Annotated in this window: 22 protein-coding genes and 1 riboswitch; of the genes, 17 read left to right on the top strand and 5 right to left on the bottom strand. The window is 57.7% G+C overall.

From position 1 onward, the window contains the following. The first annotated feature begins 343 nt into the window (after positions 1-343). The 7 genes from FHP24_RS13610 (at position 344) to FHP24_RS13580 (ending at position 7,651) form a co-directional block, all read left to right on the top strand. A complete protein-coding gene (locus tag FHP24_RS13610) occupies positions 344-1,285 on the top strand; it encodes a D-ribose ABC transporter substrate-binding protein (protein ID WP_139676720.1) in 942 nt (313 codons plus the stop codon). A gap of 70 nt (positions 1,286-1,355) precedes the next feature. Beyond that, positions 1,356-1,976, top strand: a complete 621-nt coding sequence (locus tag FHP24_RS13605; RefSeq protein WP_180355991.1) for a DUF2291 family protein — start codon at positions 1,356-1,358, stop codon at positions 1,974-1,976. Next, positions 1,973-3,502, top strand: coding sequence for a sugar ABC transporter ATP-binding protein (locus tag FHP24_RS13600; RefSeq protein ID WP_139676718.1), 1,530 nt, complete (start codon positions 1,973-1,975; stop codon positions 3,500-3,502). Before FHP24_RS13605 ends, FHP24_RS13600 begins: the two co-directional genes overlap by 4 nt. Then, complete coding sequence (locus FHP24_RS13595; RefSeq protein WP_246091742.1) at positions 3,499-4,581, top strand: ABC transporter permease; 1,083 nt, start codon at positions 3,499-3,501, stop codon at positions 4,579-4,581. Before FHP24_RS13600 ends, FHP24_RS13595 begins: the two co-directional genes overlap by 4 nt. A 94-nt stretch (positions 4,582-4,675) precedes the next feature. Continuing rightward, a complete protein-coding gene (locus tag FHP24_RS13590; RefSeq protein WP_139676717.1) occupies positions 4,676-5,485 on the top strand; it encodes a DeoR/GlpR family DNA-binding transcription regulator in 810 nt (269 codons plus the stop codon). A gap of 99 nt (positions 5,486-5,584) precedes the next feature. After that, positions 5,585-5,728: riboswitch (FMN riboswitch) on the top strand. A gap of 111 nt (positions 5,729-5,839) precedes the next feature. Next, complete coding sequence (gene ribB / locus FHP24_RS13585) at positions 5,840-6,484, top strand: 3,4-dihydroxy-2-butanone-4-phosphate synthase (protein WP_139676716.1); 645 nt, start codon at positions 5,840-5,842, stop codon at positions 6,482-6,484. A gap of 273 nt (positions 6,485-6,757) precedes the next feature. After that, positions 6,758-7,651 carry a helix-turn-helix domain-containing protein gene (locus FHP24_RS13580; RefSeq protein WP_139676978.1) on the top strand — a complete coding sequence of 298 codons (894 nt, stop codon included), beginning with the start codon at positions 6,758-6,760 and terminating at the stop codon, positions 7,649-7,651. Between the two features lie 100 nt (positions 7,652-7,751). On the opposite strand, the gene FHP24_RS13575 is transcribed toward FHP24_RS13580, so the two are convergent. After that, positions 7,752-9,923, bottom strand: coding sequence for a TonB-dependent siderophore receptor (locus FHP24_RS13575; RefSeq protein WP_139676715.1), 2,172 nt, complete (start codon positions 9,921-9,923; stop codon positions 7,752-7,754). Between the two features lie 501 nt (positions 9,924-10,424). Beyond that, on the bottom strand, positions 10,425-11,885 hold the full coding sequence (locus FHP24_RS13570; RefSeq protein ID WP_139676714.1) for a 4Fe-4S binding protein: 1,461 nt from the start codon (positions 11,883-11,885) through the stop codon (positions 10,425-10,427). Between the two features lie 231 nt (positions 11,886-12,116). On the opposite strand from FHP24_RS13570, the gene FHP24_RS13565 reads away from it, so the two are divergent. From FHP24_RS13565 to FHP24_RS13520, 10 genes are all read left to right on the top strand, one after another. Beyond that, positions 12,117-12,668 (top strand): iron transporter, encoded by a 552-nt coding sequence (locus tag FHP24_RS13565; RefSeq protein ID WP_139676713.1) that lies wholly within the window; start codon positions 12,117-12,119, stop codon positions 12,666-12,668. Continuing rightward, positions 12,658-13,053: a cupredoxin domain-containing protein gene (locus FHP24_RS13560; protein ID WP_342782343.1), complete on the top strand. Its 396-nt coding sequence runs from the start codon at positions 12,658-12,660 to the stop codon at positions 13,051-13,053. Before FHP24_RS13565 ends, FHP24_RS13560 begins: the two co-directional genes overlap by 11 nt. 1 nt (position 13,054) lies before the next feature. Beyond that, positions 13,055-13,897, top strand: a complete 843-nt coding sequence (locus FHP24_RS13555; protein ID WP_139676711.1) for an FTR1 family iron permease — start codon at positions 13,055-13,057, stop codon at positions 13,895-13,897. Positions 13,898-14,256: 359 nt separating this feature from the next. Further along, the gene (locus tag FHP24_RS13550; protein WP_246091741.1) at positions 14,257-15,432 is read left to right on the top strand and encodes an ROK family transcriptional regulator; all 1,176 of its coding nucleotides are present in this window, start codon (positions 14,257-14,259) and stop codon (positions 15,430-15,432) included. Positions 15,433-15,651: 219 nt separating this feature from the next. After that, positions 15,652-16,920, top strand: coding sequence for an extracellular solute-binding protein (locus FHP24_RS13545; protein WP_139676710.1), 1,269 nt, complete (start codon positions 15,652-15,654; stop codon positions 16,918-16,920). 66 nt (positions 16,921-16,986) lie between these two features. After that, entirely contained in the window at positions 16,987-17,874 is an 888-nt protein-coding gene (locus tag FHP24_RS13540) for a carbohydrate ABC transporter permease (RefSeq protein ID WP_139676709.1), read from the top strand. Continuing rightward, positions 17,871-18,749 (top strand): carbohydrate ABC transporter permease, encoded by an 879-nt coding sequence (locus tag FHP24_RS13535; protein ID WP_139676708.1) that lies wholly within the window; start codon positions 17,871-17,873, stop codon positions 18,747-18,749. Before FHP24_RS13540 ends, FHP24_RS13535 begins: the two co-directional genes overlap by 4 nt. A gap of 52 nt (positions 18,750-18,801) precedes the next feature. Next, positions 18,802-19,896: an ABC transporter ATP-binding protein gene (locus FHP24_RS13530; RefSeq protein ID WP_139676707.1), complete on the top strand. Its 1,095-nt coding sequence runs from the start codon at positions 18,802-18,804 to the stop codon at positions 19,894-19,896. Positions 19,897-19,963: 67 nt separating this feature from the next. Beyond that, on the top strand, positions 19,964-20,911 hold the full coding sequence (locus FHP24_RS13525; RefSeq protein WP_139676706.1) for an N-acetylglucosamine kinase: 948 nt from the start codon (positions 19,964-19,966) through the stop codon (positions 20,909-20,911). A 29-nt stretch (positions 20,912-20,940) separates the two neighbouring features. Next, a complete protein-coding gene (locus FHP24_RS13520; RefSeq protein ID WP_139676705.1) occupies positions 20,941-21,933 on the top strand; it encodes an SIS domain-containing protein in 993 nt (330 codons plus the stop codon). Between the two features lie 54 nt (positions 21,934-21,987). Here FHP24_RS13520 and FHP24_RS13515 read toward each other — a convergent pair whose 3' ends face one another. The 3 genes from FHP24_RS13515 to FHP24_RS13505 all read right to left on the bottom strand — a co-directional run bounded on the left by FHP24_RS13515 (position 21,988) and on the right by FHP24_RS13505 (position 25,960). Beyond that, positions 21,988-23,928, bottom strand: coding sequence for a heparinase II/III domain-containing protein (locus FHP24_RS13515; RefSeq protein WP_139676704.1), 1,941 nt, complete (start codon positions 23,926-23,928; stop codon positions 21,988-21,990). Positions 23,929-24,002: 74 nt separating this feature from the next. Continuing rightward, complete coding sequence (locus FHP24_RS13510) at positions 24,003-25,097, bottom strand: ABC transporter ATP-binding protein (protein ID WP_139676703.1); 1,095 nt, start codon at positions 25,095-25,097, stop codon at positions 24,003-24,005. Positions 25,098-25,120: 23 nt separating this feature from the next. After that, complete coding sequence (locus tag FHP24_RS13505) at positions 25,121-25,960, bottom strand: carbohydrate ABC transporter permease (RefSeq protein WP_139676702.1); 840 nt, start codon at positions 25,958-25,960, stop codon at positions 25,121-25,123.

The following is a 25,960-nucleotide window of genomic DNA, read 5'->3' as shown; positions in this document are numbered from 1 at the left end:
ATTATTGGGCCATCCGTATGAGGGTGCGCGCTTCACCGCGCCGCCGCCCTCCTCAGGACAAGGCGCCCACCTTCGCGAAATCCAACAAAAGACTTTTGATTACTTTCGATCTCTTTCGTTTTCAAATTAACTGACATACGTCGACAGAACATTCAAGTGGATTGTTGGAGTTAAGGCGGCATGTCGCCTAAAAAATATGCCGCATTGCAACATGGGCGGGAAAGATAATAAGCATTTCGCACATAAAAGCGCAGCCATCAAAAACATATTGACATTAAACGAAAGTGATCGATAGTTTCGGGAGGAGGCCACGGGAGGGTGGTTTTTTCAACGGGAGGTTCTCATGAAGCTTACGAAACGTCTTTTGATGTCCGTGGTCGCACTTGGTATTGCCGGCGCCATGTCAGGCACTGCACTTGCAGCCGACACGATCGCAATCATTACGCCTAGCCACTCCAACCCATTCTTCAAGGCCGAAGCCGACGGCGCTGCTGCCAAGGCAAAGGAACTGGGTTATGCGACCATGGTTCTCGTTCACGACGATGATGCCAACAAGCAGAACGAACTTTTCGATTCTGCCATTGCAGCCGGCGTGAAAGCAATCATTCTCGACAATGCAGGCGCGGATGCCTCCGTCGCCGCCGTCCAGAAAGCCAAGGACAAGGGCATTCCCTCGTTCCTGATCGACCGCGAAATCACAACGGCAGGTGTCGCTGTTTCGCAGATTGTTTCCAACAACTACCAGGGCGCCCAGCTCGGCGCCGAGGAATTCGTCAAACTGATGGGCGAAAAGGGCAACTACGCCGAGCTTATCGGCAAGGAATCCGACACGAATGCCGGCATTCGCTCGCAAGGCTATCACGATGTCATCGACCAGTATTCGGAGATGAAGCTGGTTGCCAAGCAGACGGCCAACTGGTCGCAGACCGAAGCCTATACGGTGATGGAATCGATGCTGCAGGCCCATCCGGATATCAAGGGCGTGATCTCGGGCAACGATACGATGGCCATGGGCGCCTATGCGGCACTTGAGGCCGCCGGCCGCAAGGATGTGATCGTGGTCGGCTTCGACGGTTCGAACGACGTCCGCGATAGCATCAAGAAGGGCGGCATCAAGGCCACCGTTCTTCAGCCGGCCTACCAGCAGGCACAGAACGCCGTCGAACAGGCGGACAAGTTCATCAAGACCGGCAAGACCGGCCTCGACGAAAAGCAGCTGATGGATTGCATTCTCATCAATGCTGACAACGCCGCAAAGCTCGAGACCTTCGCGCTGGCAAAGTAACACCGCCATCCCCACCCGGGACACGTCACGTGTCCCGGGTGCCTTTGCTTTAAAAGAAGTGCGGGTACCCATGAAGATCACGACCCTGTTTGTGGCAAGCCTTCTTGCTGCGTCCGTTTCCGGCTGCAAACTGGTGAAAACCAGCAACGGTGAAGCGGGAGTTGCTGCGGATCCTATTGCCGAAGTCGTCGAGACGACGTTTGACGCCAAGCTCGTTCCAGCCTTGACGGAAAAGGCGGTCGATCTCGCAACCCTGCAGAATGCGATCAACGGCAGCCTGGACAAGGCGGGCGAGAGCTACGGCGTTCGTGTCGGCGGTGCTGGCGGCGGCTGGAACTTTCCTGTCAAGGGTAGTGCGACCGTGATCGAGGAGAACCGCGCTTCCAAGGCTGCCGTTGCCGAGATCGACATCGACGGCGATGGAAAAGCCGATGCAACACTCCAGCTCGGTCCCGTCGTCAAGGGCAGCGCATTGCGCGACACCGCAGGTCTTTATGATTTCTCGACGTTCCGCGACCAGATCGAATACGCAAAGCTCGGGCGCGCACTGAACGACAAGGCTGTTTCCAAACTTCCTGCGGCCGATACCGCGCTGAAAGGCAAGAAGGTGAATTTCGTCGGTGCGGTCGTGATCCGCACTGCCAGCGAAAAACCGCTTATCATGCCGGTTTCGATCGAGGCTGCGCCATGACGGAAGCCCATCCCATCGGCCTTTCGATCCGCAACGGCTCGAAAATCTATCCGGGCACTCAAGCTCTCAAGAATGTCGATTTCGACCTGCGCATGGGCGCGGTGAACGTTCTCGTCGGTGAAAACGGCGCCGGCAAATCGACGCTGATGAAGATCATCGCCGGTGTCGAGCAGTTGAACGGCGGTACGATCGAACTCGACGGACAACAAGTCGTCTTCGCGGATAAGACGGACGCCGCCAAACACGGTGTCGGCATCGTCTTTCAGGAACTCAACCTGTTTCCCAACCTGACCGTTGCGGAAAACATATTCGTCGGTCACGAAAAGACACGTGGCGGCATCCATATCGATCGTCAGGCACAAAGAACGGCCGCATCCGCGCTGATGAAGCGCCTCGAACAGAATATCGACCCGGACGCGCCGCTTGGAAATCTGCGGATCGGCCAGCAGCAGATCGTCGAGATCGCCAAGGCGCTCGCAGAGAATGCCCGCATCCTGATCCTCGACGAACCGACTTCGGCGCTGTCTGCTGCGGAGGTCGAGGTTCTGTTCAGGGTGATCAAGGATCTGAAGACGCAGGGCGTCGGCATCGTCTACATCTCCCACCGACTGGAAGAGCTGATCCGTATCGGCGATTACATCACCGTTCTGCGCGACGGCGCCATCACCGGATCGCGGTCGATGCAGGGTGTCGATATCCCATGGATCGTCGCCAACATGATCGGCAGCGCCTCCAAGGAATTTCCTAAAACCGGCGAGCATAAGCTCGGCAACGAAGTGTTTCGGGTCGACAACGTCTGCCTTCCAAGCCCCGCCGGCGGATATGCCGTGGACCACATGTCGCTTTCCGTCCGCGAAGGCGAGATCGTCGGGCTTTATGGCCTGATGGGCGCCGGTCGTTCGGAGCTTCTGGAATGCATCATGGCGCAGCACCCGAATTCATCGGGGCAGCTGTTCATCGGCGGCAAGCCGGTGAAGGAGAAAAGCGTCTCGGGCCGGATCAGACGCGGCCTTGCGCTTATTCCAGAAGATCGAAAGCGTGACGGTCTCGTGCAGATCATGACGATCCGCGAAAACCTGACAATGTCGTCGCTTCATGATTTTACCCGCGGGTTCCACCTTTCGCTGAAGGCCGAAGTCGCCAAGGCCGCGGACTTCGTCAAGCGCATGGCGATCAAGATCGCCAGCCTCGAACATCCGGTCTCCAGCCTTTCCGGCGGAAACCAGCAGAAGGTGGTGATCGGCAAAGCGCTGATGACCAGGCCGAAAATCCTGCTGATGGACGAGCCATCGCGCGGCATCGATATCGGCGCCAAGGCAGAGATCTTTCGCACGATGCGCCGGCTCGCGGCGGATGGGCTGGGCATTCTTTTCGTAACATCCGATCTGGAAGAAGTTCTCGCCCTCTCCGATCGCATCCTCGTCATGGCGAATGGAAGGCTGACCGGGCAATTTCCCGCCGGCGCCAGTGCTGCGGAGGTTATTTCCGCGGCGACCCCAAATCTGAACAGGGTTGAGACACAATGAGCAGCATCGACGCCACAACCAACGCCAAGACCGTCATCGGCGGTCACAAATCCAGAACATCGGCGCTTCTGCTGCTTCTGCACATGCGCACCTTCGTGGCGCTGATCCTGGTCTTCGCCTTCTTCGCCATTGCCGCACCGAACTTCCTGACGACAGGCAATATGCTGATCATCTCGAAGCATGTGGCGCTGAACGCGGTTCTCGCGATCGGCATGACCTTCGTCATCATCGCCGGCGGTATCGATCTTTCGGTTGGCTCTATCGTCGGTCTCTGCGCCATGGTGGCTGGCTACCTCGTTCTTTACGGTATCGACCTCGGGTTTCTTGGCATTGCCTACAGTGTCCAGTTCAACACGATCGAAATCTGCCTGATGGTACTTGTCGTCGGTATCTTCATCGGATGGATAAACGGGTTACTAATAACGAAGCTGAATGTCGCGCCGTTCATAGCGACGCTCGGCATCCTCTATGTCGCGAGAGGCGCAGCGCTTCTGTTCTCCGACGGCCGCACCTTCCCCAACCTTTCAGGCAATCCGGAATACGGTTCGGATACGTTTAGAGTGATCGGGTCGGGTACATTTTTCGGCCTCCCCGTATCCGTCTGGATCATGGTGGTGGTCGCGCTGGCCGCAGCCTATCTCGCTACCCGCACGCCGCTGGGCCGGCATATCTATGCCGTCGGCGGCAATGAGCGGGGTGCCGCACTGTCCGGCGTCAATGTCGACCGGACAAAACTGTTCGTCTACATGTTCTCCGGGCTTTGCGCCGCACTCGTCGGCCTGATCATCTCATCCCAGCTGCAGGCCAGCCATCCGGCGACCGGCGAAACATTCGAGCTCAATGCGATCGCCGCAGCGGTTCTTGGTGGCACGTCGATGTCCGGTGGGCGCGGACGTATCGGCGGCACGATCGTCGGCGCCTTCGTCATCGGCATACTGGCGGACGGGTTGATCATGATGGGCGTTTCCTCCTTCTGGCAAACCGTGATCAAAGGCCTTGTCATTATCGCCGCTGTTGTCATCGATCAGGTCCAGCAGAAACTTCAGGCCCGTGTCGTGCTACAACAGAACGCGAATTGAGGATTTGAAGCTCCACACGGTTCCTGTAAGTATCCCCTGGAAGAGAATCGAATAGTTTCGATTGTTTGCGGTTCAAGGAATTAGGCAGGCCCGAATGGAAGCAAAAGACGAGCATGACGCATCGGAATCGATGATCGGTCTTCTGTCCGAGCCGAGACGCCGCCGTATCCTTGAATGGCTTCAGGAGGAAGGTTCAGCGCGGGTCAGGGATCTCGCTGTGGCCTTTCGGGTCTCGGAAGCGACGATCCGGCAAGATCTGGAGCGATTGGAAAGCGAAGGCTTCATCACCCGCGAGCACGGCGGCGCCTATCTCAACACCGCTGCGCCGACAACCGGCACGATGACGCTCCATCATCAGGAAAACATGGATAAGAAGCGTCGCATCGGCGCACTTGCAGCCAGCCTCGTCAAGGACGGCGAGACACTGATCCTCGATGCGGGCACCACGACGACCGAGATAGCGACCCGGCTGACCAACCGGCGAGACCTGACGCTGATCACCAATGCACTCAACATCGCCATCATCCTGGGATCCGTTCCAACATTCGCGGTTCACATGCCGGGCGGCCAGTTCAAGTCTCCAACACTCTCGCTTTCGGGCGACAAATCGGTCGAATATTTCCGCAACATCTTCGCCGGAAAACTGTTCCTGGCAACCGCCGGCGTGGCGCTTGATGCCGGCCTGACCTACCCGAGCTTCGCCGACCTGCAACTCAAGGAAGCGATGATCAAGGCGGCGGCACACGTTTATCTTGTTGCAGATTCTACCAAGATCAACCGGTCGTCCTTTACCCGGCTAGGCTCGCTGGACGTCATCAACTCCTTCATCACCGACGACGGAATTTCCGATCGGGATGCGCGTGAGTTCGAGAAGCGCGGCATTGAGGTGCTGATAGCAAAATAAATCGCCCCTGCCCGCAGTCGCGCAAATATTTTCGTCTATTTCGGAGTTTTCAAAGCACGGTTCGCTGTTGCAATCCAAGTGCCTGTTGAAATACATTCCATCTGTTCTCAGGGCGGGGTGTAACTCCCCACCGGCGGTATCGGGATTTTCCCGGAGCCCGCGAGCGCTTCCTGAAAGGGAAGGTCAGCAGATCCGGTGAGATGCCGGAGCCGACGGTTATAGTCCGGATGGAAGAGACCAACCCGCGGCGGCCCTTGACCAGGCTGCCCGTGGCGCTTGTTCGCCCAAGGGAAAGTTTTGTCGGCGAAAGCCGATGCAACAGCCTTCACCGGCTTAACCCTTGAAAGACTTGAAATGACGATTTCCAGAATTGAAGATGCAATCGAAGCTTTTTCCCGTGGGGAGATGGTTGTGGTTGTCGATGACCAGGATCGCGAAAACGAAGGCGACCTGATTTTTGCTGCGGAAGACGCGACCAAGGAAAAGATCGCGTTCATGATGAACAAGGCTCGCGGCCTGATCTGCATTGCGATGGACCAGGATCGCCTCGACGAGCTTGATATTCCGCTGATGGTTCCGAACAATACGGAATCGATGAAGACGGCCTTCACAGTGTCCGTCGACTACATTCCAGGCACCACCACCGGCATCTCGGCCGCCGACCGCGCAGCGACAGTCAAGGCACTTGTTGACCCCGCTGCTCGCCCCAATGATTTTGCCCGTCCGGGCCATATCTTTCCGCTGAGAGCGAACCCGGATGGTGTTCTTGGCCGTACCGGTCACACGGAAGCAGCTGTTGATCTGTGCCGATTGGCCGGAAAACGTCTGTCGGGCGTTATTTGCGAGATCTCGAATGAGGACGGGACCATGGCTCGGCTTCCTCAGCTTGAAGTCTTTGCAGAGCAACACGGCCTGCTCGTCATCACCATTGAGGACCTCGTTCGATATCTGAGCGACCTGAAGGCCGAAGCGCCGATCGCTGAGCTGACCGCAGCCTGACGCTGCTGGCGGTACCCATGGGTCGCAGGCCATTTTATGAATTGGCTTGCGGCCACCTCAGCGTTGAATGGAACGCAGTAAGTCAATTCTTTCAATGATGCCTGCAGACTGACCTTGCTGGCGTCAGACGGCGAGCGGAATGCAAACATCTTGATAGCTGCCGTAAAACCTGACAAAATTAATCAAATTCAGCTCCACACGCCATGCCGAACCTTTCCTGAATGGCATGAGGAGGGAGCTGAGGGATTATTTTTCACCAAGGCGGATTTGAGATTGAGTTTTTGGCACTCCATGGACTGGCGAACCGAGGGAATCCAGGTCGTTTCTCCGGTCAAGTGGCGGCAGCTCGATGGTCTCGTGAGCGTTTACTGGCAGGCGGAAAGTCAGTCCGGTGCGCAGGGATATTATCTCGCCGAGGACCCACGCATCATGATCTTCTTCAACGACGTGTCGTCCAGGGTCAGGATTTCCAACAAGGATGGCAGTTTTACGCATAACTACCGCCCGATGACGCGTGCCATCTATGTCCCGGCCGGCGTGCCGATGTGGACGAGCAGCAGATCCACGCATCGCTTCTCGCATCTCAACCTGCATATGCACAAACACAGGCTGATGAGATATCTGGCCCCATCCATCGGCAGCTCGGCGGCGTTGACGGCACTGCGGCGCCCGGTCGAAATTCAGGATATCGGCCCGATCGAAACGTTGGCGGGCCTGCTCGTGGACGAGATATCCAATCCGTCACGCCATGCCATCTACGCCGAAAGTCTGGTTGGAAGCATCGTCACAGGGCTTCTCGACATACCCAACGACGAGGCTGTGAATGCAAGCGGTCGGTTGACGCATGCACAAATGAACACGCTGACAACCCATATCGACGCCCGAAGTGATCACCGGCTCACCATCGCCGAAATGGCTGCGATTGTCGGGTTATCGGAAAGCTGGTTTGCCAGCGTATTCAAGAACACGACCGGAAAAACCCCGCTGCAGTGGCAGCTCTCGCGACGAATAGACATCGCTCAAAACCTGCTGCTGGAAAGCGATCTGGCCGTAGCCGATATCGCGGCTCAACTTGGTTTCACCGATCAGGCGCATCTGACAAAGGCGTTCAGGCAGGTCGTAGGCGATACACCCGCCGCATGGCGGCGGATGCGGCAGATATCCTGACCTCTCAAACGGAATCCAAAAGGATCGACATGAGAGCCACTCGAAAGCGGCCCCCATTCTGTTCTCAGGATTGCCTTTTCAGCATCTCGCATCTTCTGGTTCAGAAGCGGTAGCGAAGCGATCCCATGACGGTACGGCCTTCTTCGACATAGCACCACGAGCCGGCGCATGTCGTCTCGCGATTGTCAAAGACGTTGCTGACGTTGAGCTTCGCCGAGAGACCTTTGAGATTGGGATTTACGACGCCAAAGTCATATCCCACCGATGCATCGACCAGCACGCGAGCGTCGTTCTTGCCGGTGTTGTTCTCATCGGTTTTCCACGTCTTCGAATAATACCGGGCACCGGCACCGAGGCTCAGGCCCTCCAGCGGTCCGGATGGCATCTGATAATTCGCCCAAAGCGTGAACTGATTTGTCGGAAGACCTGACGGAGCCTTACCCGGATTGTCGCCAGCCAGAATCTCCAGGTCGAGATATGTGTAGGATGCAAGCAGATCAAGACCGTCGAACAGGCTCGTCTTGGCTTCGATTTCAAAACCACGCGAACGAACCTTTCCGCGTGAAACCTGGAAGCCGATATTGTCGGGATCAGATGCCAAAGTGTTGGTCTGTTCGATATTGAAGATTGCAGCATTGACGGCAAGATTGAGATCCGTCGGCCGGTATTTGACACCCACTTCGAATTGCTCGCCTTCAGATGGAGCAAAATACGCACCCGAGAAACTTCTGCCGGAATTGGGTGCAAAGGATGTGGAATAGCTGACATAGGGCGAGATGCCGTTGTCGAAGAGATAGGCCAATCCGATGCGCTTGGAGAAATGCGTGACATCGTCGCTCTGGTTGCTATCCAGCCAATCGTAACGGCCGCCAAGGGTCAGCACGAAATTATTGAACTCGATCTGGTCCTGCAGATAAATACCGTACTGGTTTTGCCGTGTGATAGATGCTGGCCCCATATCCGCCGACGTCGGTCCCGAGATAGGCTGCTCGCCATAATTCCAATCGGTGTAATCAAAGAAAGGTGCGGCGATGCTTCCGTAGGCATAACTGCTCTCCAGATAGCTGTAGTCCATTCCGCCGAGCACTGTGTGATCCAAAGCACCCGTCGCAACGTTCCATTCCAGCTGGTTATCAACCGCGAATGTGGTCGCCGAATCCTGGATCCTGTCTGCGGTTCGCGTCAAGAACGGTTTGCCACCGATAATGACGGGTGCGCCGAAGCTGACATATTTCATGTCCACATCAACTTCCTGATAACGCAGGTTCTGGCGGAACTCGAGATTGTCGGAGAAGCGGTGCTGGAACTCGTAGCCGATCCGCTTCTGGTGCTGATCGAGATCGGCCCAAGCAGGATCACCGGATTCAAGGTCTGTTCTGGCGCCGTCCTGGCTGACATAGCCGGCGGCACCGCCGCTGGTAATATCGGAATATTCTCCCAGAATGGTCAATTGCGTATCGCGATCATCCGAGCGGAAGGTTAGTGCCGGTGCGATGTAGATGCGGTCGTTCTTGGCGGCGATGAACTGCGTGTCCGCGTCCCGAGCAAGGCCGGTGATGCGATACAGGACGTTGTCGTTGCCAGCGACGGGACCGGATGAATCGAAGCTGACCTGGCGGCGGTCGAAATTGCCAAGCTGAGCCTCGACTTCGTTGAAAGGCTCATCGGTCGGACGCTTCGAGACCACGTTGACCAGACCACCGGGAGATCCTCCACCATAAAGAACCGAACTCGGTCCTTTCAGGATGCTGACGGCCTCCAGCCCGTAAGGTTCCTTGCGGGCGACAGAGAAGTTGCCGCCGATGTCACGAAGACCATCCCGGTAATACCCGTTGCTGGTGACGTTGAAACCACGAATGAAAACCGTGTCGAAGCGCGGATCGAAACCGTAGACGCCGGTGCGCACACCGGAGCTGTAATTGGCGGCCTGGACAAGGCTTTGGACGTTGCGGTCTTCCAGTTCCTTGCGAGAGATGATGGAGATCGATTGAGGTACCTTGGACAGATCGGTATCGGTCTTCGTTCCAAGGGTCGCCGATTTGCCGACATAGCCATCAGCCTTGACGGCACTCGTCGAACTACTTCCAGGCGTGTTCTTGTTGGAAGTCAGCGTGATCGGAGCGAGCGTGGTATCCGAGCTTGAATTCCCGGCTTCCTGACTCAGCGCAAAGGTTGGGGCCAGGGCGATCAGCGCCGTACAACCGAGAAGGACCGAATTTCTGCAACGCTTGTGCGCCTGCTTCGAACTACCGCTCATCCGTTCCATATTCATATTTCATCTTCCATCGTTGATCCGACGGTTATGGCGTTTTGAAAAGTGAATGCCGCAACCGATGTCTGGCGGGAAAATGCGGCCTTTAGCCTACTCAGGACCGGTTTAGAGACCTCGTCTCGAAACCAGCCAGAAGCAAAAATCGTCCCGACATCCCCGGCACCTCCTCTAACTTGAGCGTAGTTATCCAGTATTGTAAGTTTCCGGATTTTTGTAGGAACCGATGGAATATCTTCAACGTGCTGCACTTGGCTTTCCATCAGCGCTGGCGATCCCCGACGCACCGGAGTTACACGACTTGCGATCAGCCACCGGGCGCAACACTTGATGTCGTCTAATCATTGCTGGCTCGAGGCTATCACCAGCCGCGCACACCAATGCCGACATGACGAAGCTGTGGCGGCACTGATCGATAAGGAAGCTTAAAGAGCGGGCGCTTTGCCGGTGTATCGCCGTGTCAGGAAAGTTTGCACCGGTTGGATGCGGCGACAATATCGTCGGTTAAAGCCCGATGATCGCCGGCCACCAGCCGAGCCCGACGAAAAGGCTGCCGGCAATGCCGGGAAGCAACGGCAGAAAACGTCGACGCGGAGCGACATTCTGTCGCTCGAGAATCTTTATGCCAAGCCAGACGCTCCACGCCAGGCCCATAAGAAACAGGCCACCTCGGATCGCACCTGCGCCGCTTGCGCCCAGGGCCGTATACCGCAGCGGCTCAAGCAACTCCGCTCCGAGCCCAATGATCAGGCTGATGAGTGCGATTGGGGCATATTGATAGCCGAGTTCGGTGAACAGCTGGCCGATGCGGCCATCCGCCCCCGCGCGCCTTGCCAGAAATGCGCTCATCGCAGTCAGCAGGGCAAGAATGACGGTCAATATCGCCATGACCGCCAGCATGAAGAAGACGATCATCGTGAAATCAAGCCAGCGGAACACCTCGGCGCGCGCCGGGTGAACGCTCATCAACCATGACGGGCCAATGGCGGTAACCCATTTCCAGTGATGTTCGATTGCGAACACCCCGAAAGCCTGCCGCCATTGTTGGTATTGCGGCAGCACCAGCCAGAGAAATCCGCCAAGTGCAACGCCGGTATCCATGAACAGGAACCATGCTTCCGCTTTGTTGGCACGATGGTCGCGGATGTCTTCGATCTCGCGGCCCGGCCGGCGGAGATCCAGTCGGACGCTGCCAGCCGCCTGAGGGTGAACGCAGCGAAAACATTCGATGCAATGCCGGCTTTCGCTTTTGCGCGGCAGATCGATCATGGTCGGGCAGGCGCCTTTCTGGCTGTACGCATCTCCCCCCGGCAACCGGATTTTCGGCGTGAACTGCACCGCGCCAAGGCGGGAATAAAGCCCGAGCACCCGACCGATCGGGCACAGATGCCTGCACCAGACCCGTTTCTTCCGGCCATATAGGCCACCGATCGCGATTGCCAGCAGCATGGTTCCGCCGAAGAGCCCGGCGGAGGCCTCCGGGTGATCGCGCACGCCGATCGTCTGGCCGTAAAGGGTCATGACGATGAAGCTGAGCGCAGGCGTTCCCTCCCAGCGTATCCATGCCGGTATCCTGCGCTGCAGCCCGTAACGATTGGCAAGCTCGGAGGCGGCGCCCATTGGGCAGAGAAGGCCGCACCAGATCCGGCCGAAGACGATGACGGAAAGAAAGACCAACGGAAACCAGATGCCCCAGAGCAGATATTGCAGCGCCAGCGTTGCATTCGACAGCGGGGTCGTTTCAGCCGGTGGATCCGGCAGCAGGAGCGGCAGGCCAAGCACCAGCAGGAAGAGGAGAAACATCACGCCCTGGATGATCCAGAAATACGGGCGTGTCTGCACGAAAAATGCCTCCAGACCGATCAACCAGCTCGAGCGTTCCGGCAACTCTTCGGAAGCCACAGGCGGCAATGGTTGAAAGGATGACGCGGAAGCGAAATCACGATGGCGGTAAATCTCTGTCATTTCATCTCTTTCGGCGTTCTGGCAACCTTTGCGCGCAAAACGACCGTGCGTTTTTGACGGGATGAGAAAACCCAAAAATCAAGATAAACACTCTCATGTTTAGCACGTAAAGAACCCGAAGTATTTGAATTTTGTCATTTATTTCATGGCGTTATTAAAAACTTTCAGACTTGACTCCACATTGTGCCGGGCGGATGCTGATAGCAATAATTGCCGAGACAAGGACCTGTTATGCGCGAAAAACATATATTCAAGGCGACTCTTCTGCCGGCCGCTTTCACCGCTGCTACGATCTTCTCCGTCGGTTCGGCGGCTGCTCTGGAATATCCGATCGGGGAGCCACAAGAGGGCGGTGGAATGGAGGTCGCAGCGGTCTATCTGCAGCCGATCCTGATGGAGCCCGCCCATATGATGCGCGCGGCAGCAGACTCGGACGTACATCTGGAGGCCGATATCCACGCAACCAGAGACAATAAGAATGGTTTTGCCACCGGCGACTGGCTGCCTGATCTTACAATCAGCTACGTCCTGACCAAGGGTGGTGCGGCTGTGTCGGAAGGTCCGCTGATGCCGATGGTTGCCTCGGACGGTCCGCATTACGGCGACAACGTCAAGCTTGACGGTCCCGGCGAATATCGCCTCGTGTTCAAGATCGCACCGCCAGACGGCATGATGTTCGGCCGCCATGTCGATGATGAAACCGGCGTCGCCAAATGGTTCGAACCGTTCGAGACCAGCTATGACTTTACCTTCACGGGCGTGGGCAAAAAGGGTGGCTACTGATCATCCCGATATCAGGCCCGAAATTCGCAAAGGGCAGTGCCTTGGCCTCACCACGGCACTGCTCCTGGCCTTTTCGATAGTCTCACCGGCTGCAGCAATCGCCGAAGACGATCCGGTCTTCACCATTACGTTCAACGATGGCGAAGTTTCGCCATTGCGTCTTGAGGTGCCGGCCGAGACACGCTTCGAAATCCGATTGATCAACCACGGTCAGACGCCAGCGGAATTCGAAAGCATTCCGCTGAGCAAGGAAAAGGTCATCGGGCCGGGAGTCTCGACCTTTATCGTCATCAAATATCTCGATCCGGGGGAATATTCGTTCTTCGACGATTTCCACCCGGACGCCGCGCCCGCGATCCTGGTCGCAGTTCCTCCGAAGGGCTGACATGTTTGCGTCCATTGCCTTTGTCGTCTGGCGCGAGAGCGTCGAAGCTCTGCTGGTAATCGGCATTCTTGATGCCTGGCTGGTCGGCCGGAGTATCGATACCCGCCGCGCGCGCGGTTTTCTTTGGGGCGGTGCCATCGCTGGCCTCGGTGTTGCCGCTGTGCTGGCAGCGCTTCTGCTCTGGCTTGGTGAAGCCGTTTCCGACGAGACCCAGACCATTTACCAGACGGTGATCGCGCTGCTTGCCGCCGCGCTTATCCTGCAGATGGTATTCTGGATGCGCCGTCACGGTCGCTCGATGCGCAGTGAGCTCGAGGGATCGATGAACAGGGCGGTTACTGCAGGCAGCTGGTGGGGTGTCTTCACACTGGCGCTCATCGCCGTTGCCCGCGAAGGCAGCGAAACGGTCGTGTTCATCTACGGCATCCTGTCTGCAGGCGTTCTGGGCTCGCTGACCGCAGGCCTCCTCGCCGGTTTGACCGGATTTGGGCTTGCAGCGATAACCTATGCCTTGCTGATGACCGGCAGCCGGGTCATTTCGTGGCGGCTTTTCTTTCGGATCTCCGAGATCGTGTTGCTGTTTCTCGCCTGCGGCCTGCTGATGACCGGTGTCGACGGATTGATCAACCTCGATATATTGCCGCGGCTTTCGCGTGCGCTTTGGAATACCAACTTCCTCCTATCCGATGGCACCACTGCCGGCGGCTTCTTCGCATCGATGACCGGCTATCGCGCTCGACCGAACCTCATGGAACTCATCGGCTTCTGCAGCTATTGGATCGTCGTGCTGGCCGTTATTTACCGGCCACGCAAGAATTCTCTTTCCGCTACCGCACCACGCTAGCAGTCCGATCTAGGCATGTCTGGTACGCATGCCGATAGCAGCAAGGATGAGGTTGAGATCTCTTCTCATATGAACGTTCTTGGCTGCTGGTCATGCTTCGTGACGAGGCTGGCGAGACAGGGGGTCGCATAGGCCTGCAGCCTGAAACCCACGGCCTCGGCTTGATTGGGGATCTATTCGCCATCATGACCGAATGCCATGGAGCGCTGCGAAAAGCGCTTGCGTCTCGATACCCTCGACACCAGTAGCGATGGCGCATCTATCCTCCATGCACTCGCCTTGTGATCGCTGAATTGCTATAAGCAATCGGATCATATAGCTATTTGTCAAGCAGCTTTACATTTCTTGAGGGGTATCGTTTGAAAGTCGCTGGAGTATCTGGTCAGGTCGGCCGCAACGGTTTCACTTCGAGCGCACGTGCGGTGTTCCGTATGCTGTTCTCCGAAGGGCAGGCGACCCGTCCCCAACTCTGCGAAGCGCTTGGCCTTTCACGTCCGACGATGTCGTCGTCCATGGCAGAACTCGACCGGTTCGGTTACGTGGAAAAGATCGGCGAGATTCAAGGGGCCGTCGGTCGCAAGGCAGCGATGTACCGGCTGGGAGAAAATGCCGGCCATATCATTTCCGTCGATGCCGGCTCCACGCATGTTCGTCTGCGCGTATCGACGCTCGATCGCCGCCTGCTCCATCATCGCACCTACCGGTTATCGTCGAGCCAGAGGTATCTCGGGGACGAAATCAGCGTTGCGGTTGCCGAGGAAATCGAAGCATCGCGTCAATTGACGGAGAAAACATGGGGTCCGCTCCGTGCCATCGGGATCGCGTTGCCATCGCGTGTTGTCGCCGATGACGGCGATGCCAGGATGACCCGGCAGGAACAGATATTCAGCCATTTCACTCCGCCATCCGATATCCCGGTCGTTCTCGAGAATAACGTGAATTGCGCAGCGATTGCCGAACACAGCCACGGCATTGCCAAGGGAAGGCAGGACTTCGCCTATGTCCAGGTCGGTTTGAAAATCGGCATGGGCATCGTGCTGCGTGGCCAGCTTCTGCAGGGGAGAAACGGTGCCGCCGGCGAAATCAGTCATATCGCCTTCCCATTCGGACCGAACGCCCTGCCCGCTAATGCGGCGGAGCTTGAATATTATCTCGGCTCCGAAGCGCTGATGGCGCGTGTTCACCAGGCTTGGCCAGCCGATGCGGGAACGGCGCCGCAGGATACGGCACATTTGCTGACACTGGCCAAGGACGGCAACGAATCGGCCAATGCTGCGGTCGAGCGGCATGCAGGCGACATCGGCGCTGTCGTCGCAACCTGCATCAGTATCGTCGATCCAGGCCTCGTCGTCCTGGGCGGAGGCATCGGCACAAGCCCGCTCATCCTTCCGCATGTGCGGGAAATGGCCAATCGTCTCAGTTATCCGACAGAGATCCAGTCCAGCACGCTCGGAGCGGACGCGACGGTGCTTGGCATAGAAAAGCTTGCAGCTGAGCATGCCTGCAATCTGCTTATCGGCGAGAGCCCGGAATAGCCCTTTAGCGAACCATACTCACGACACAAGATAGAGGCCGCAGCATCCGCGCGGAGTGATGACACACGCCAATTTGACATCGTCAGCAAAAAAGCGATTGCGCATCTGAATTTGTTTGTTAGGCTACGTAACATAATCAAAAAACAAACGGGACGTTCCGGCTTTCGTGACGCATCCCGTATCTGGAACAGCGAAATCAGCCATATTCGGAGGGTTACCATGGGTGCCGTACGACTTCTCGCAGGGTGCAGTTTCTTCGCATTATCCCTTATCGCCGGTACTGCGAAAGCGCAGACGCCGGTGACTTTGCAGTACTGGGTCTATTCGGACTTCGCGCAGGGCGAAGCTCTCAAGCTCCAGCAGGAATTCATCGCGGAATTCGAAGCCGCCCATCCGGGCGTCAAGATCAGCATATCGGGCAAGGGCGACGATGATCTGACGACAGGTCAGGTAACCGGTGCCGCAAGCGGCAACCTGCCGGATGTGTTCATGAATGGCCTTGCCGCCGGAGCACAGCTCGTCGAGGCTGGCGCCCTCGACAATATCTATTTCAGGTGGATGGCGATGCCGCAATCCTATCGTGATCAATTCGACACGTCGGCGATCGCAAGCTGCATGCCGAAACCCGATACGATGTATTGCCTGCCCTATACCGGTTTCGGTGAGATCATGTTCCGCAATCTGACGGTGCTGAAGGAAGCCGGTATCGACACCACCAATCCTCCCAAGGATTGGGCCGAATGGCTCGACCAGATGAAGAAGGTTAAGGCCGCCGGCAAGTTCGCGATGCCCGACCAGACCCAGGTCTTCAATTCGGTCGCCAGCACCTACGCCATAGTTGGGCCCGACAGCGATTGGGGCATCGACTTCGCCACCAAGAAAACGCTGGTCAAGCCGGAGAGTTACGCCAAGGCATTGCAGCTTCTCGTCGACATGGCGCCGCTGACCAGCGGTACGAGCCGCAACGACCAGGCGACCAAGGACCTGTTCATCACCAACCAGCTCGCCTTTCATGTTGTCGGTCCCTGGGTTGATCCTACCTATGGACAGGCAGCAAAGGATTCCGGCCTGAAATACGACTTCGTCCTCGTTCCCGCCGCAAAGGAGGGCGATCATGGCGGCGTCAAGAGCTATGAAATCCTGTCGGTGGCGCCAGGCAAGAATGCCGATATATCCTGGCAGTTCGCATCCTATATCGCCGAGAAGAAGCAGATGCTCCGCTGGGCCAAGCTGCTTTCGCGATACAATGGCAACGCGGCGGCGATGGCCGATCCGGAAGTGACATCACTGCCCCTCGTCGCGAAATCGGTCGAAGCGGTAAAATACGCGCTTGAAGTCCAGCCGCCCTATTTCGTCGGCGCCTATCCCAACTGCTACAAGTCGATCGTCACCGACAACGCGGCTGCCGTCGCCGATGGCGACATGACACCCGATGAAGGCGCCAAGGACCTTGTCGAGCAACTGAACGACTGCATCGCCAGCAATTGATCTGGTTTGCTTAGCACATGGCCGGTCCATCCGGGTCGGCCATGCCTGGTTCAGCGAGGTGCCCCGATGATCGCCAAGAAACACATCCCCCATTACATGATGGTCCTGCCATTCATGTTGCTGTTTGCCGTCTTTTTTCTTTACCCGATTGCCAGCGGCTTCTTTTACAGTTTCCACGACTGGAACGCGACGACGACCGCCCGCTTTGTCGGCATCGACAATTACACGCGGATCATCACCTCGCGCGATTTCAAAAAGGCGATGTGGAACCTCGCAACCTACATCGTCATCACCGTACCGCTCGGTATCTTCGTCGCATTCTGTCTTGCCCTGCTGGTAGACAGCTTCAAGGGCACATGGTCGAACATCTTCCGCAGCGCCTTCTTCATGCCGGTCGTGCTTCCGGCATTCCTTGCAGCGACCGTCTGGCGCTGGATCTACACGCCGAACTTCGGTTTGCTGAACATGCTGCTCGGCTGGTTCGGACTTCCCTCCGTGAGCTTTCTCAACGACACGGGCAGCATGCTCTACGCGCTGATTGCCGTCGATGTATGGGTATCCGCAGGCTTCAACATGGTGATCATACTTGCCGGATTGAAGAATATCCCGACCGACGTCTATGAAGCCGCACGCCTGGATGGAGCCAGCCCGCTTCAGCAGGTCCGCTACGTGACGGTGCCGATGCTCTATCCGGTGCTTTTTTTCGTCGCGACCTATGGCGTAATCTCCGCACTGCAGGTTTTCGACGTGCCGTGGCTGCTCACTGGCTCTTCGTTCGCCAGCTATGGCGGCCGCTCCAATGCGCTGCTTTTCCCGGTCATGGACATGATGGGGCGCGGTTTCGGTGCGCTCAAGTTCGGCCAGGCCTCTGCCTACGGCTTCATCCTGACGGCGATCATTATTCTGTTCACCGCCGCAATGTTCGTCTTTCGCAGGAAAGGGTATGATCAATGACCATCGACGCTATTGCCGAAGCGCCTGCCACCCGGTCGATCGCCCTGACGATTTCCCCCTGGGCAGTGCTGAAATGGGTTGTTGCCATCTGCGTGGCCATCGTTGCCGTATTCCCGATCTGGTGGATGATCAACGTCGTCTTTTCCGAACCCGGTACCCCGGTCTCGCTCAACCCGAGGCTTTACCCGACGTCGTTCAGTGCCGGCTTCGGCAAGATCATGATGATCATGCGCGAAACCGACTACCTGAAAGCCTACTATGTTTCGATAACCTACAGCCTGCTGACCATCGTCGGCGTGCTGCTGATCGGTTCGATGGCAGCCTTCGAGTTCGCGCTGTTCAACTTTCCCGGCAAGCGCCTGATGTTTGCGGTCGTCATGCTGTCGCTGATGGTGCCGACTGCCGTCACCATCATTCCGACCTACCTGCTGACAGCTGAAATCGGCTGGCTGAACACGATGCAGGGGTTGGTCGTCCCCGGCCTGGCATCCGCCTTCGGTCTCTTCATGCTGATCCAGTTCATGAAGACATTGCCGAAAGAGATGCTGGAGGCAGCCCGCCTCGACGGCGCCAGCCACTTTCAGCTTTACCGCTATATTGCACTGCCTCTGTCGAAGAATGCGCTCGTGACGCTGGCAATCCTGACCTTCATGAAGACCTGGGGCAATTTCATCTGGCCGCTGATCGTGGCGCCCAATCCGGAACTCTACACCGTCGGTCAGGTGGTGGGCCTGTTCAATTCCCCCTACTCCCACCAGACGGTCGACGTGGTCATGACGGCAAACCTGCTGGCAGCACTGCCGCCGCTGGTCTTCTTCCTGATCTTCCAGCGCAAGATCGTCGAGGGCATTGCCATGTCCGGCACGAAGGGCTGAGGTCGGGCATGCGCACCGGTCCCCTGCAACACACAGTCTCAAGGGTTTGAAAATGGCTCAGCTTGAAATCGTCAACGTATCGAAATCGTTCGGCAAGACAGACGTGCTGCGCAACGTCAATCTCGACATCTCATCGGGTGAATTCGTCGTCTTCGTCGGGCCATCCGGCTGCGGCAAGTCTACCCTGCTGCGCATGATCTCCGGGCTGGAAGAGATCGGCGCGGGCCACATCCGTCTTGACGGCAAGGCGATGAATACGGTCGATCCGGCCCATCGCGGCGTCGCCATGGTGTTCCAGTCCTACGCGCTCTATCCGCATATGACAGCGTTCGAGAACATGGCCTTCAGCCTGAAGATCGCCAAGGAGAACAAGGGCGTAATCCGCGAAAAAGTGGAAAAGGCCGCAAATATCCTGCGTCTCGAACATTTGCTCGAACGCCGCCCCGGCGAGCTTTCCGGCGGCCAGAAACAGCGTGTCGCTATCGGTCGCGCCATCGTGCGCGAACCAAAGGTGTTTCTCTTCGACGAGCCGCTCTCCAACCTCGACACGGAATTGCGCGTCCAGATGCGCGCCGAACTGATCCAGCTTCATGCGAAGCTGAAGACGACGATGATCTATGTGACCCATGACCAGGTCGAGGCGATGACGCTGGCTGACAAGATGGTCGTGATGAACGGCGGCGTGATCCAGCAATGCGGCCGGCCGCTCGATCTCTATGACGATCCGGACAATGAATTCGTCGCAGGCTTTGTCGGCTCGCCGCGGATGAATTTCATGAAGGCGAACGTCGTCTCCACATCGAAGGACGCAATTCTGGTCGATGGCGTCGGCGGCGAAGGCCGTTTCGAAATTCCCTTTACCGGCTTCGACCCCACGTTCCGCAAGATCAAGCTCGGCATACGCACCGAGCACGTCGGCTTCGTCAATGGAAAGGCAGGCCAGGTTTCGCTCCCCGCGAAAGTGGCCTTCGTCGAAGAGCTCGGTGACGTCAGTCATATCCACACCGACCTCGCGAGCGGCGAGCGAATGGTCATTCGCAGCACTGGCAAGCGTTATGCCGGCTCGGACGAGTGCTCCGCCGTGATCGATATCAAGGGGCTAATGGTCTTCGACGAGGCCGGCCAACGCATCCGGCCGGCGCATTAAGAACGCGCTCCGTAAAGAGCGCCTGCACGACAGACATGCTGCGCAGGATCGCAGAAAGAGACATGCCATGAAGACCTCGAAGAAGATCGCAACTGAAATCGGCATTGATATTGGCGGGACCAAGACTCACCTCAGGCGCTATCTGCCTGACGGGACCGCACAGGACCTCATTCTGCCGACCGTCGAATGGCGAGTTCGCGACTGGGCAAGCGACGCCGGCGCATTGCTTGCTATCGTCGAGCAATTTTCCGGGGGTACGACCATCGCCTCGATGGCCGTTGGCGCACATGGGTGCGACGATGCCGAGGAATGCAATGCGTTCCAGGCGGCATTTGCCGAGCGGGTGAATTTTCCGGTCCAGGTCGTCAACGACGCCGAGCTTTTACCGGCAGCCTTCGATCTGACCGATGGCATCGGTGTGGTTGCTGGCACCGGCTCGATCGCGGTCTGCCGCAATCCCGATGGCCGCATGCTGGTGGCCGGTGGCTGGGGATGGGTCATCGGTGACGAGGGAAGTGCCTCCGGCCTGATGCGCGAGGCGGCCAGAGCGGTTGCCCTGCATCTCGACTATGGCGGCATACCCGACGAGCCCTTGGTCCAACGTCTCTTCGAAGCCCTCGACATCAAATCGGCGGCGCGTATCGGCAGTGCGATCGGCAGGAGCGGAAGCGCCGCGCAGCTCGGTCGACATGCCCATATCATATTCGAAGCGGCTGAAGCCGGTTCGCTTCTTGCCCGGCAGGTGGTGCGCGACGGCGCCAAGGAACTTGCGGATCTGGTCGCACGGCTGAAACAGAATGGAGCCGCGGCGACGACCGTCGTGGCCGGCGGAAGCGTCATCGCGTCCCAACCGATGTTGTGGAGCGCCTTTTGCGAACAGATCGGCAATCGCTTTGCCGGCAGTGTGACCGCCAGATTGTTTGCCGGGCCGCCCGTTGAAGGTGCCTGCCGTCTGGCGGCTCGCCTCAATCCCACTGCGGCAAATGCAAGAAATCCCGTTTCCTCTTCTTCCTGAACCCCGCAGATATACCGAAAGGACCATTCATGAGCTATCGATCCACAATCGCACGGCAGCCGGAATCGCTTGCCGACAGTTTTTCCGCAGCCGGCGTAGAGCTCCAGGATCTCGACCTCACCGCCTTCAACTCGGGCCTGATCGGGATCACCGGCATCGGCGCAAGTTATGCCGCAGCAACGGTAGTCGCCGGCGAACTGACGCGCCGTGGCCGCCGGGCAATTCCGCTACGCCAGGTCGAGATGATGGGAGGCGACGTCGCCGACGCGGTCATCGCGCTTTCCCACCGTGGCCGCAGCGTCGAAACGGTCGATGCGCTGAATGCCAATCCCAAGGCGGCAAAACTTGCCATCACCAAGGATCCTGAAAGCCCGCTGGCAAAAGCGTCCGGCACGCATGTCATGATCAATAACGGCTCCGACGCCACGCCGTCGAGCACCGGTTATACCGGCACCCTCGCGGTTGCGGGACTGGTTGTGGATAAAATCTGCGGAGGCACCACCGCAGACTGGAACGCAATCCCTCAGCTCGCGGCCGAAGTGCTGTCGAATGCCGGCAAGAAGATGGAGAGGCTTGGCGAGCTTTTCCGTGACCGCCGTGCCATCGATTGCGTCGGCGCAGGCGCGTCGCTCGGGACCGCTGACGGCGCATCACTCCTGATCCGTGAAGCATCCCGTATTCCAGCAGGTCCGTCAGAAACCCGCCATTATCTGCATGGACCGATGGAATCCATGGATGGCAGAACCGGCGTCGTGGTGTTCGGCGATGGACGTGAACTGCAGATGGCGCGCCAGCTTGAGGAAATCGGTTGCCCGGTGCTCCTGGTCACGGCAAATCCCGATATTCAGGACGGCTCGCTCCTCACCGTCATGCGCGTACCCGAGCAGGAAAACCGCATCGCTCGCGCAATCCTCGACATTCTGACGGCGCAGCTTTTCGCCGCCCAGCTGTCCGACGCCGCCGGCCTTACGGATACCAAGTTCCGCTATCCGCAAACGGACACCAAAATCAAGGCGGCCTGATGGGTTCCACGCCCGCCCGAAGCTTGGGCGGGCGCTCATGATCGCGGCGGCTTTTCAGTCGATCTCAATTGAAAGACCGAAAGCTGCCGTTTCAAGATCAACCGCCTCGAAGCCGATTTTGAACACGCGCGGGCCCCAAACTTCGAGATGACGCGGATCTGAAATCTCGATCTGTTCGATGCCGGTAACCCGGAGATTGAACGGGGTAACAACCATGACACGGTCCTTTCCATAGATCCGGCACGCCCCGTCTGCCCCGACCGTTATTTTGCGATCGGACACATAAATCGGCAGCTCAAATCGGGATAACGGTTCGCCCAGATCGATCTCGTCGCGGATCTCGATTTCAGCCTTCTCATGGTCGAAGCCTATGTGCCGGACCATGTGCCGCGACCCGCGATCGCTGAAATAGGCGGGACTGGCGTCAAGCGACAGAACGCTTTTGGCGCCCTCGTGCCGATAGCTGACATCACGCGCCTGTGCGCCTTTTCCCGCGAATTGAAGCCGGCCGTTGACGGCGGGAACATTGTGCCCCTTAGAACTGATATGCCACATGTCATATCGGGTCTCGGTGAAGGTTGCGCGCGAATAAGCCCCCTGCCCCAGATCGATGATCATCGGCTCACCGTCCAGATAGACACTGAAATGCCCGACATCGTTGTGCGAGTGATGATTGACCTCAGGATCGTTGCTGCCGGCGATTGCACTCAGCATCAGACCGGCCCCAGGCTTCTCGTCGGAGCGGGCAATCATCATCTGCATGTCGGCAAGCCAGACGCTCTTTTCGCAGGTTCTTGTGGCGCTCTTTCTGTTTTCCGGCGTCCAGAAAAACAACCGTGTCAAATGAACCAGAAACTGGCGGGCATAGTCGTTCCTGCCCCGGCCTCTACCCGGATTTGCCAGCTTGTGCCTGGCCGATCGGGCAATGTCGTCACCGATCAGGTCAGAAAGCTGGTCGGAGCCGATAAGGCTGGCATAGCGGCTCAACAGCCCCTGATCGAGATCGATCTTGAGACTGCCGTCCGCGAAGTTCACGAAGAGATTGCCGCCGATATTGAGCGGCAGGATATGCTCTCCGAAATTACGGAACTTCTCATTGTCCCCTGCTTTCAGATCGATACCGAAGCGTTCCTCGACGAGGCTGACAAAGCCGGCGAGCCGACCGGCACTGACGACCCAGTAACCAGGACCTTCGATGCAGGCCCCGGAAGGTTCGATCGTATCGAAAAAACGCTGCATCGGCACCATCAGCTTCAGAGCGATGGCAGCCAGACGTTGGTCATCCTCGACGGTATAGCAAGCGGCCAGAAGCAGATTGTGGGCGCACCATGCCGTCCAGTTGTTCCGACCGAGGTACCAGCCGTAATGCTTGGGGCCTTCGAGAAGCCGCAGCGTACGACGGTCGATTTCGCCCTGGATGCGATAGTAAAGCGAAGGCACGGTTTCGAGCAGGGTGTGTTTCAGGAGATAGCAAGTCTCGGCCAGCGTCGCGGCTGTTTCGCAGGCGAAAAGGTCGAGATAGTCGTCTCCGGGAACAGGAAGCGGATCGTCTTGCTTCCAGGGATTGGATTGCTTGAACATAACCATGTCATGCTGCCCGGCAAAATTATGGGCGGGAACGCACCAGCTGATTTCGCCAAGGATTTCCCAGAGATAATCGATGATTTTTGGAAGATAGGTTCCGTCGGCTTTCAGGCATTCGGCGATGACGAGATGGGAAAGTTCATAGCGGCGGCGAAAGTAGTTCTCTTCATAAAGAAGCCGATCTCCATTCGTCATGAAATTCATGTACATGGTGCCGGTCAAAGGGTCGATCTGCTGATCGAGTAGTAAATCCGCGACGGCAACTATGGCCTGCGCCGCGACCTGCAGATGCGGATCACCAGCTGCCGCTTTCCATTGAGAACGGTCCTGAATACCGGGAAACGGCTTCCAATCTCGGTTTTCGGACAACCCCTTGAGGAGTTTTTCGATCTTCATCGCATCTTTGAACATTTCAATCTTCCCATTCGGGGAGCACCACCGGCCGTGAAGCCGGCCGGCGCGCCACTTCCGTTATTTCTGGAGGTTCAGCTGTTTTCGTGGCGGCGGATGCGTTTTCCGCTCCCGGCATCGAATACACGCACCTTGGAATGGTCCGGTATGAGTGTAACCGTTTGCCCCGGCTCCAGCGGCCGCTGTTCCTTGAAGGCGGCAGAAACGCGGAAACCCTGAGCATCCGAGAGGATCACCATATCCGAGCCGGTATTTTCGACGGCATGAATAGTGGCGGTGATACCGCCCTCCTGCCCGCCCGCGACGATGCCGACATGCTCCGGCCGTATGCCGTAGAGGATCGCTTGACCTTCCCTACAATCATGGCCCGAACCAAGTGGCAGCAGTGCTCCATCCGGCAGGCGCGCGGCTGCTTCGCCGCCGCGCATCTCCACGCACGCCTCGATCAGATTGATTGATGGCGTGCCCAGGAAGCTTGCGACGAACGTGTTTATCGGGTCGTTATAAAGCGTCAGCGGTGGCCCCGCCTGTTCGACCCGCCCATCCCTGAGGACGACGATCTTCTGGCCGAGCGTCATGGCTTCGACCTGGTCATGCGTGACATAGATCGACGTCGTGCCGAGACGCCGGTGCAAGTCGGCGATTTCGCCACGCACCTGGACACGAAGCTTGGCGTCGAGGTTCGACAGAGGTTCATCGAACAGAAAGACGGAAGGGTCACGCACGATCGCGCGGCCCATCGAGACACGTTGCCGCTGGCCGCCGGACAAAGCCTTTGGCAGGCGCTCAAGCAGCGGCTCAAGCTCCAGCATACGCGCCGTCTGCCTGACCTTTTCGGCGATTTGCGCTTTCGGCATTCCCGCCAGCTTCAACGCGAACCCCATGTTTTCAGCGACCGTCATCTGCGGATAGAGCGCATAGGTCTGGAACACCATTGCGATATCGCGCTGCTTGGGAGGCAGCTCTGTAACATCCTTGCCGTTGATCGACACGGTCCCGGTCGTAACCTCTTCCAGACCGGCAATAATCCGAAGCAGGGTGGATTTCCCCGATCCGGAGGGGCCGATCAGGACGCAGAACTCTCCGTCCTCGATTTCGAGAGCCACGTCATGGATCACATCGACGGCTTTGAAGGACTTGTTGATATTGTGAAGGCTTACTGAACCCATTTTTTTCACCCGAACCTTTCGCTTCAGCCCTTGACCGCGCCGGACATCAGCCCGCGATTGAACTGTTTTTGAAGCAGGAGATAGACGACGATGCAGGGCACCGTGGCGATGACCGTGACGGCGATGAAGATGTTTTGCTGCAGCACTTCGTCGACACGCAAAGAGCGCAGAACGACGGGAATCGTGTAGAGATTGCGGTCGTCGACGGCGATCAGGGGCAGAAGGTACTGATCCCAGATCATCAGGAAACCGAAGATGGTTGCCGTGCCGAGCGCCGGTCTGACGAGCGGCAGCACCACGCGCCAGAAGATCTGCAATTCGTTCGCCCCGTCGACGCGTGCTGCATCCTCGAGGTCGCGCGGGATCGCTTTCATGAATTCCGTCAGAAGGAAGACGGAGAAGGCCCAACCGACGACCGGAAGGATCATGGCCGCATAGGTATTGTAGATCGATGTGTGCAGGAGAGGCAGTTCCGCATGCAGAATGAGATAAAGCGGGATCGCGATGACCTCATCGGGCAGCATCATTGTCGAGATGATCGCAAGGCTGACGATGGCTGCGCCACGAAACTTCTTTCGTGCCAGCGCATAGGCAGCCAGAGCGCTCACAAGCGTCTGCAGCACCGTCGCAATCGCGACGACGAACAGCGAGTTGAAGAGGTAGATCCAGATTTTGACTTCCGTCCAGGCGTAGATGAAGTGATCGAAAGTCGGATTGCTCGGCCACAGGACAAGCTGGCCCGGCTGAACTGTATTCTTGGTGAAGGCGGTCGCCACGATCCCCCAGAAGGGACCGCAGAAGACGATGAGCAACAAGGCATAGACCAGACCGCGGGCAATGCGTTGCGGGATTGTCATTTTCAT

It is taken from the genome of Aliirhizobium smilacinae, assembly GCF_006335145.1.
GTDB lineage: Bacteria > Pseudomonadota > Alphaproteobacteria > Rhizobiales > Rhizobiaceae > Neorhizobium > Neorhizobium smilacinae.
Note: the sequence above shows the minus strand (reverse complement) of the source record. Positions and strands in the feature narration are given on the sequence as shown.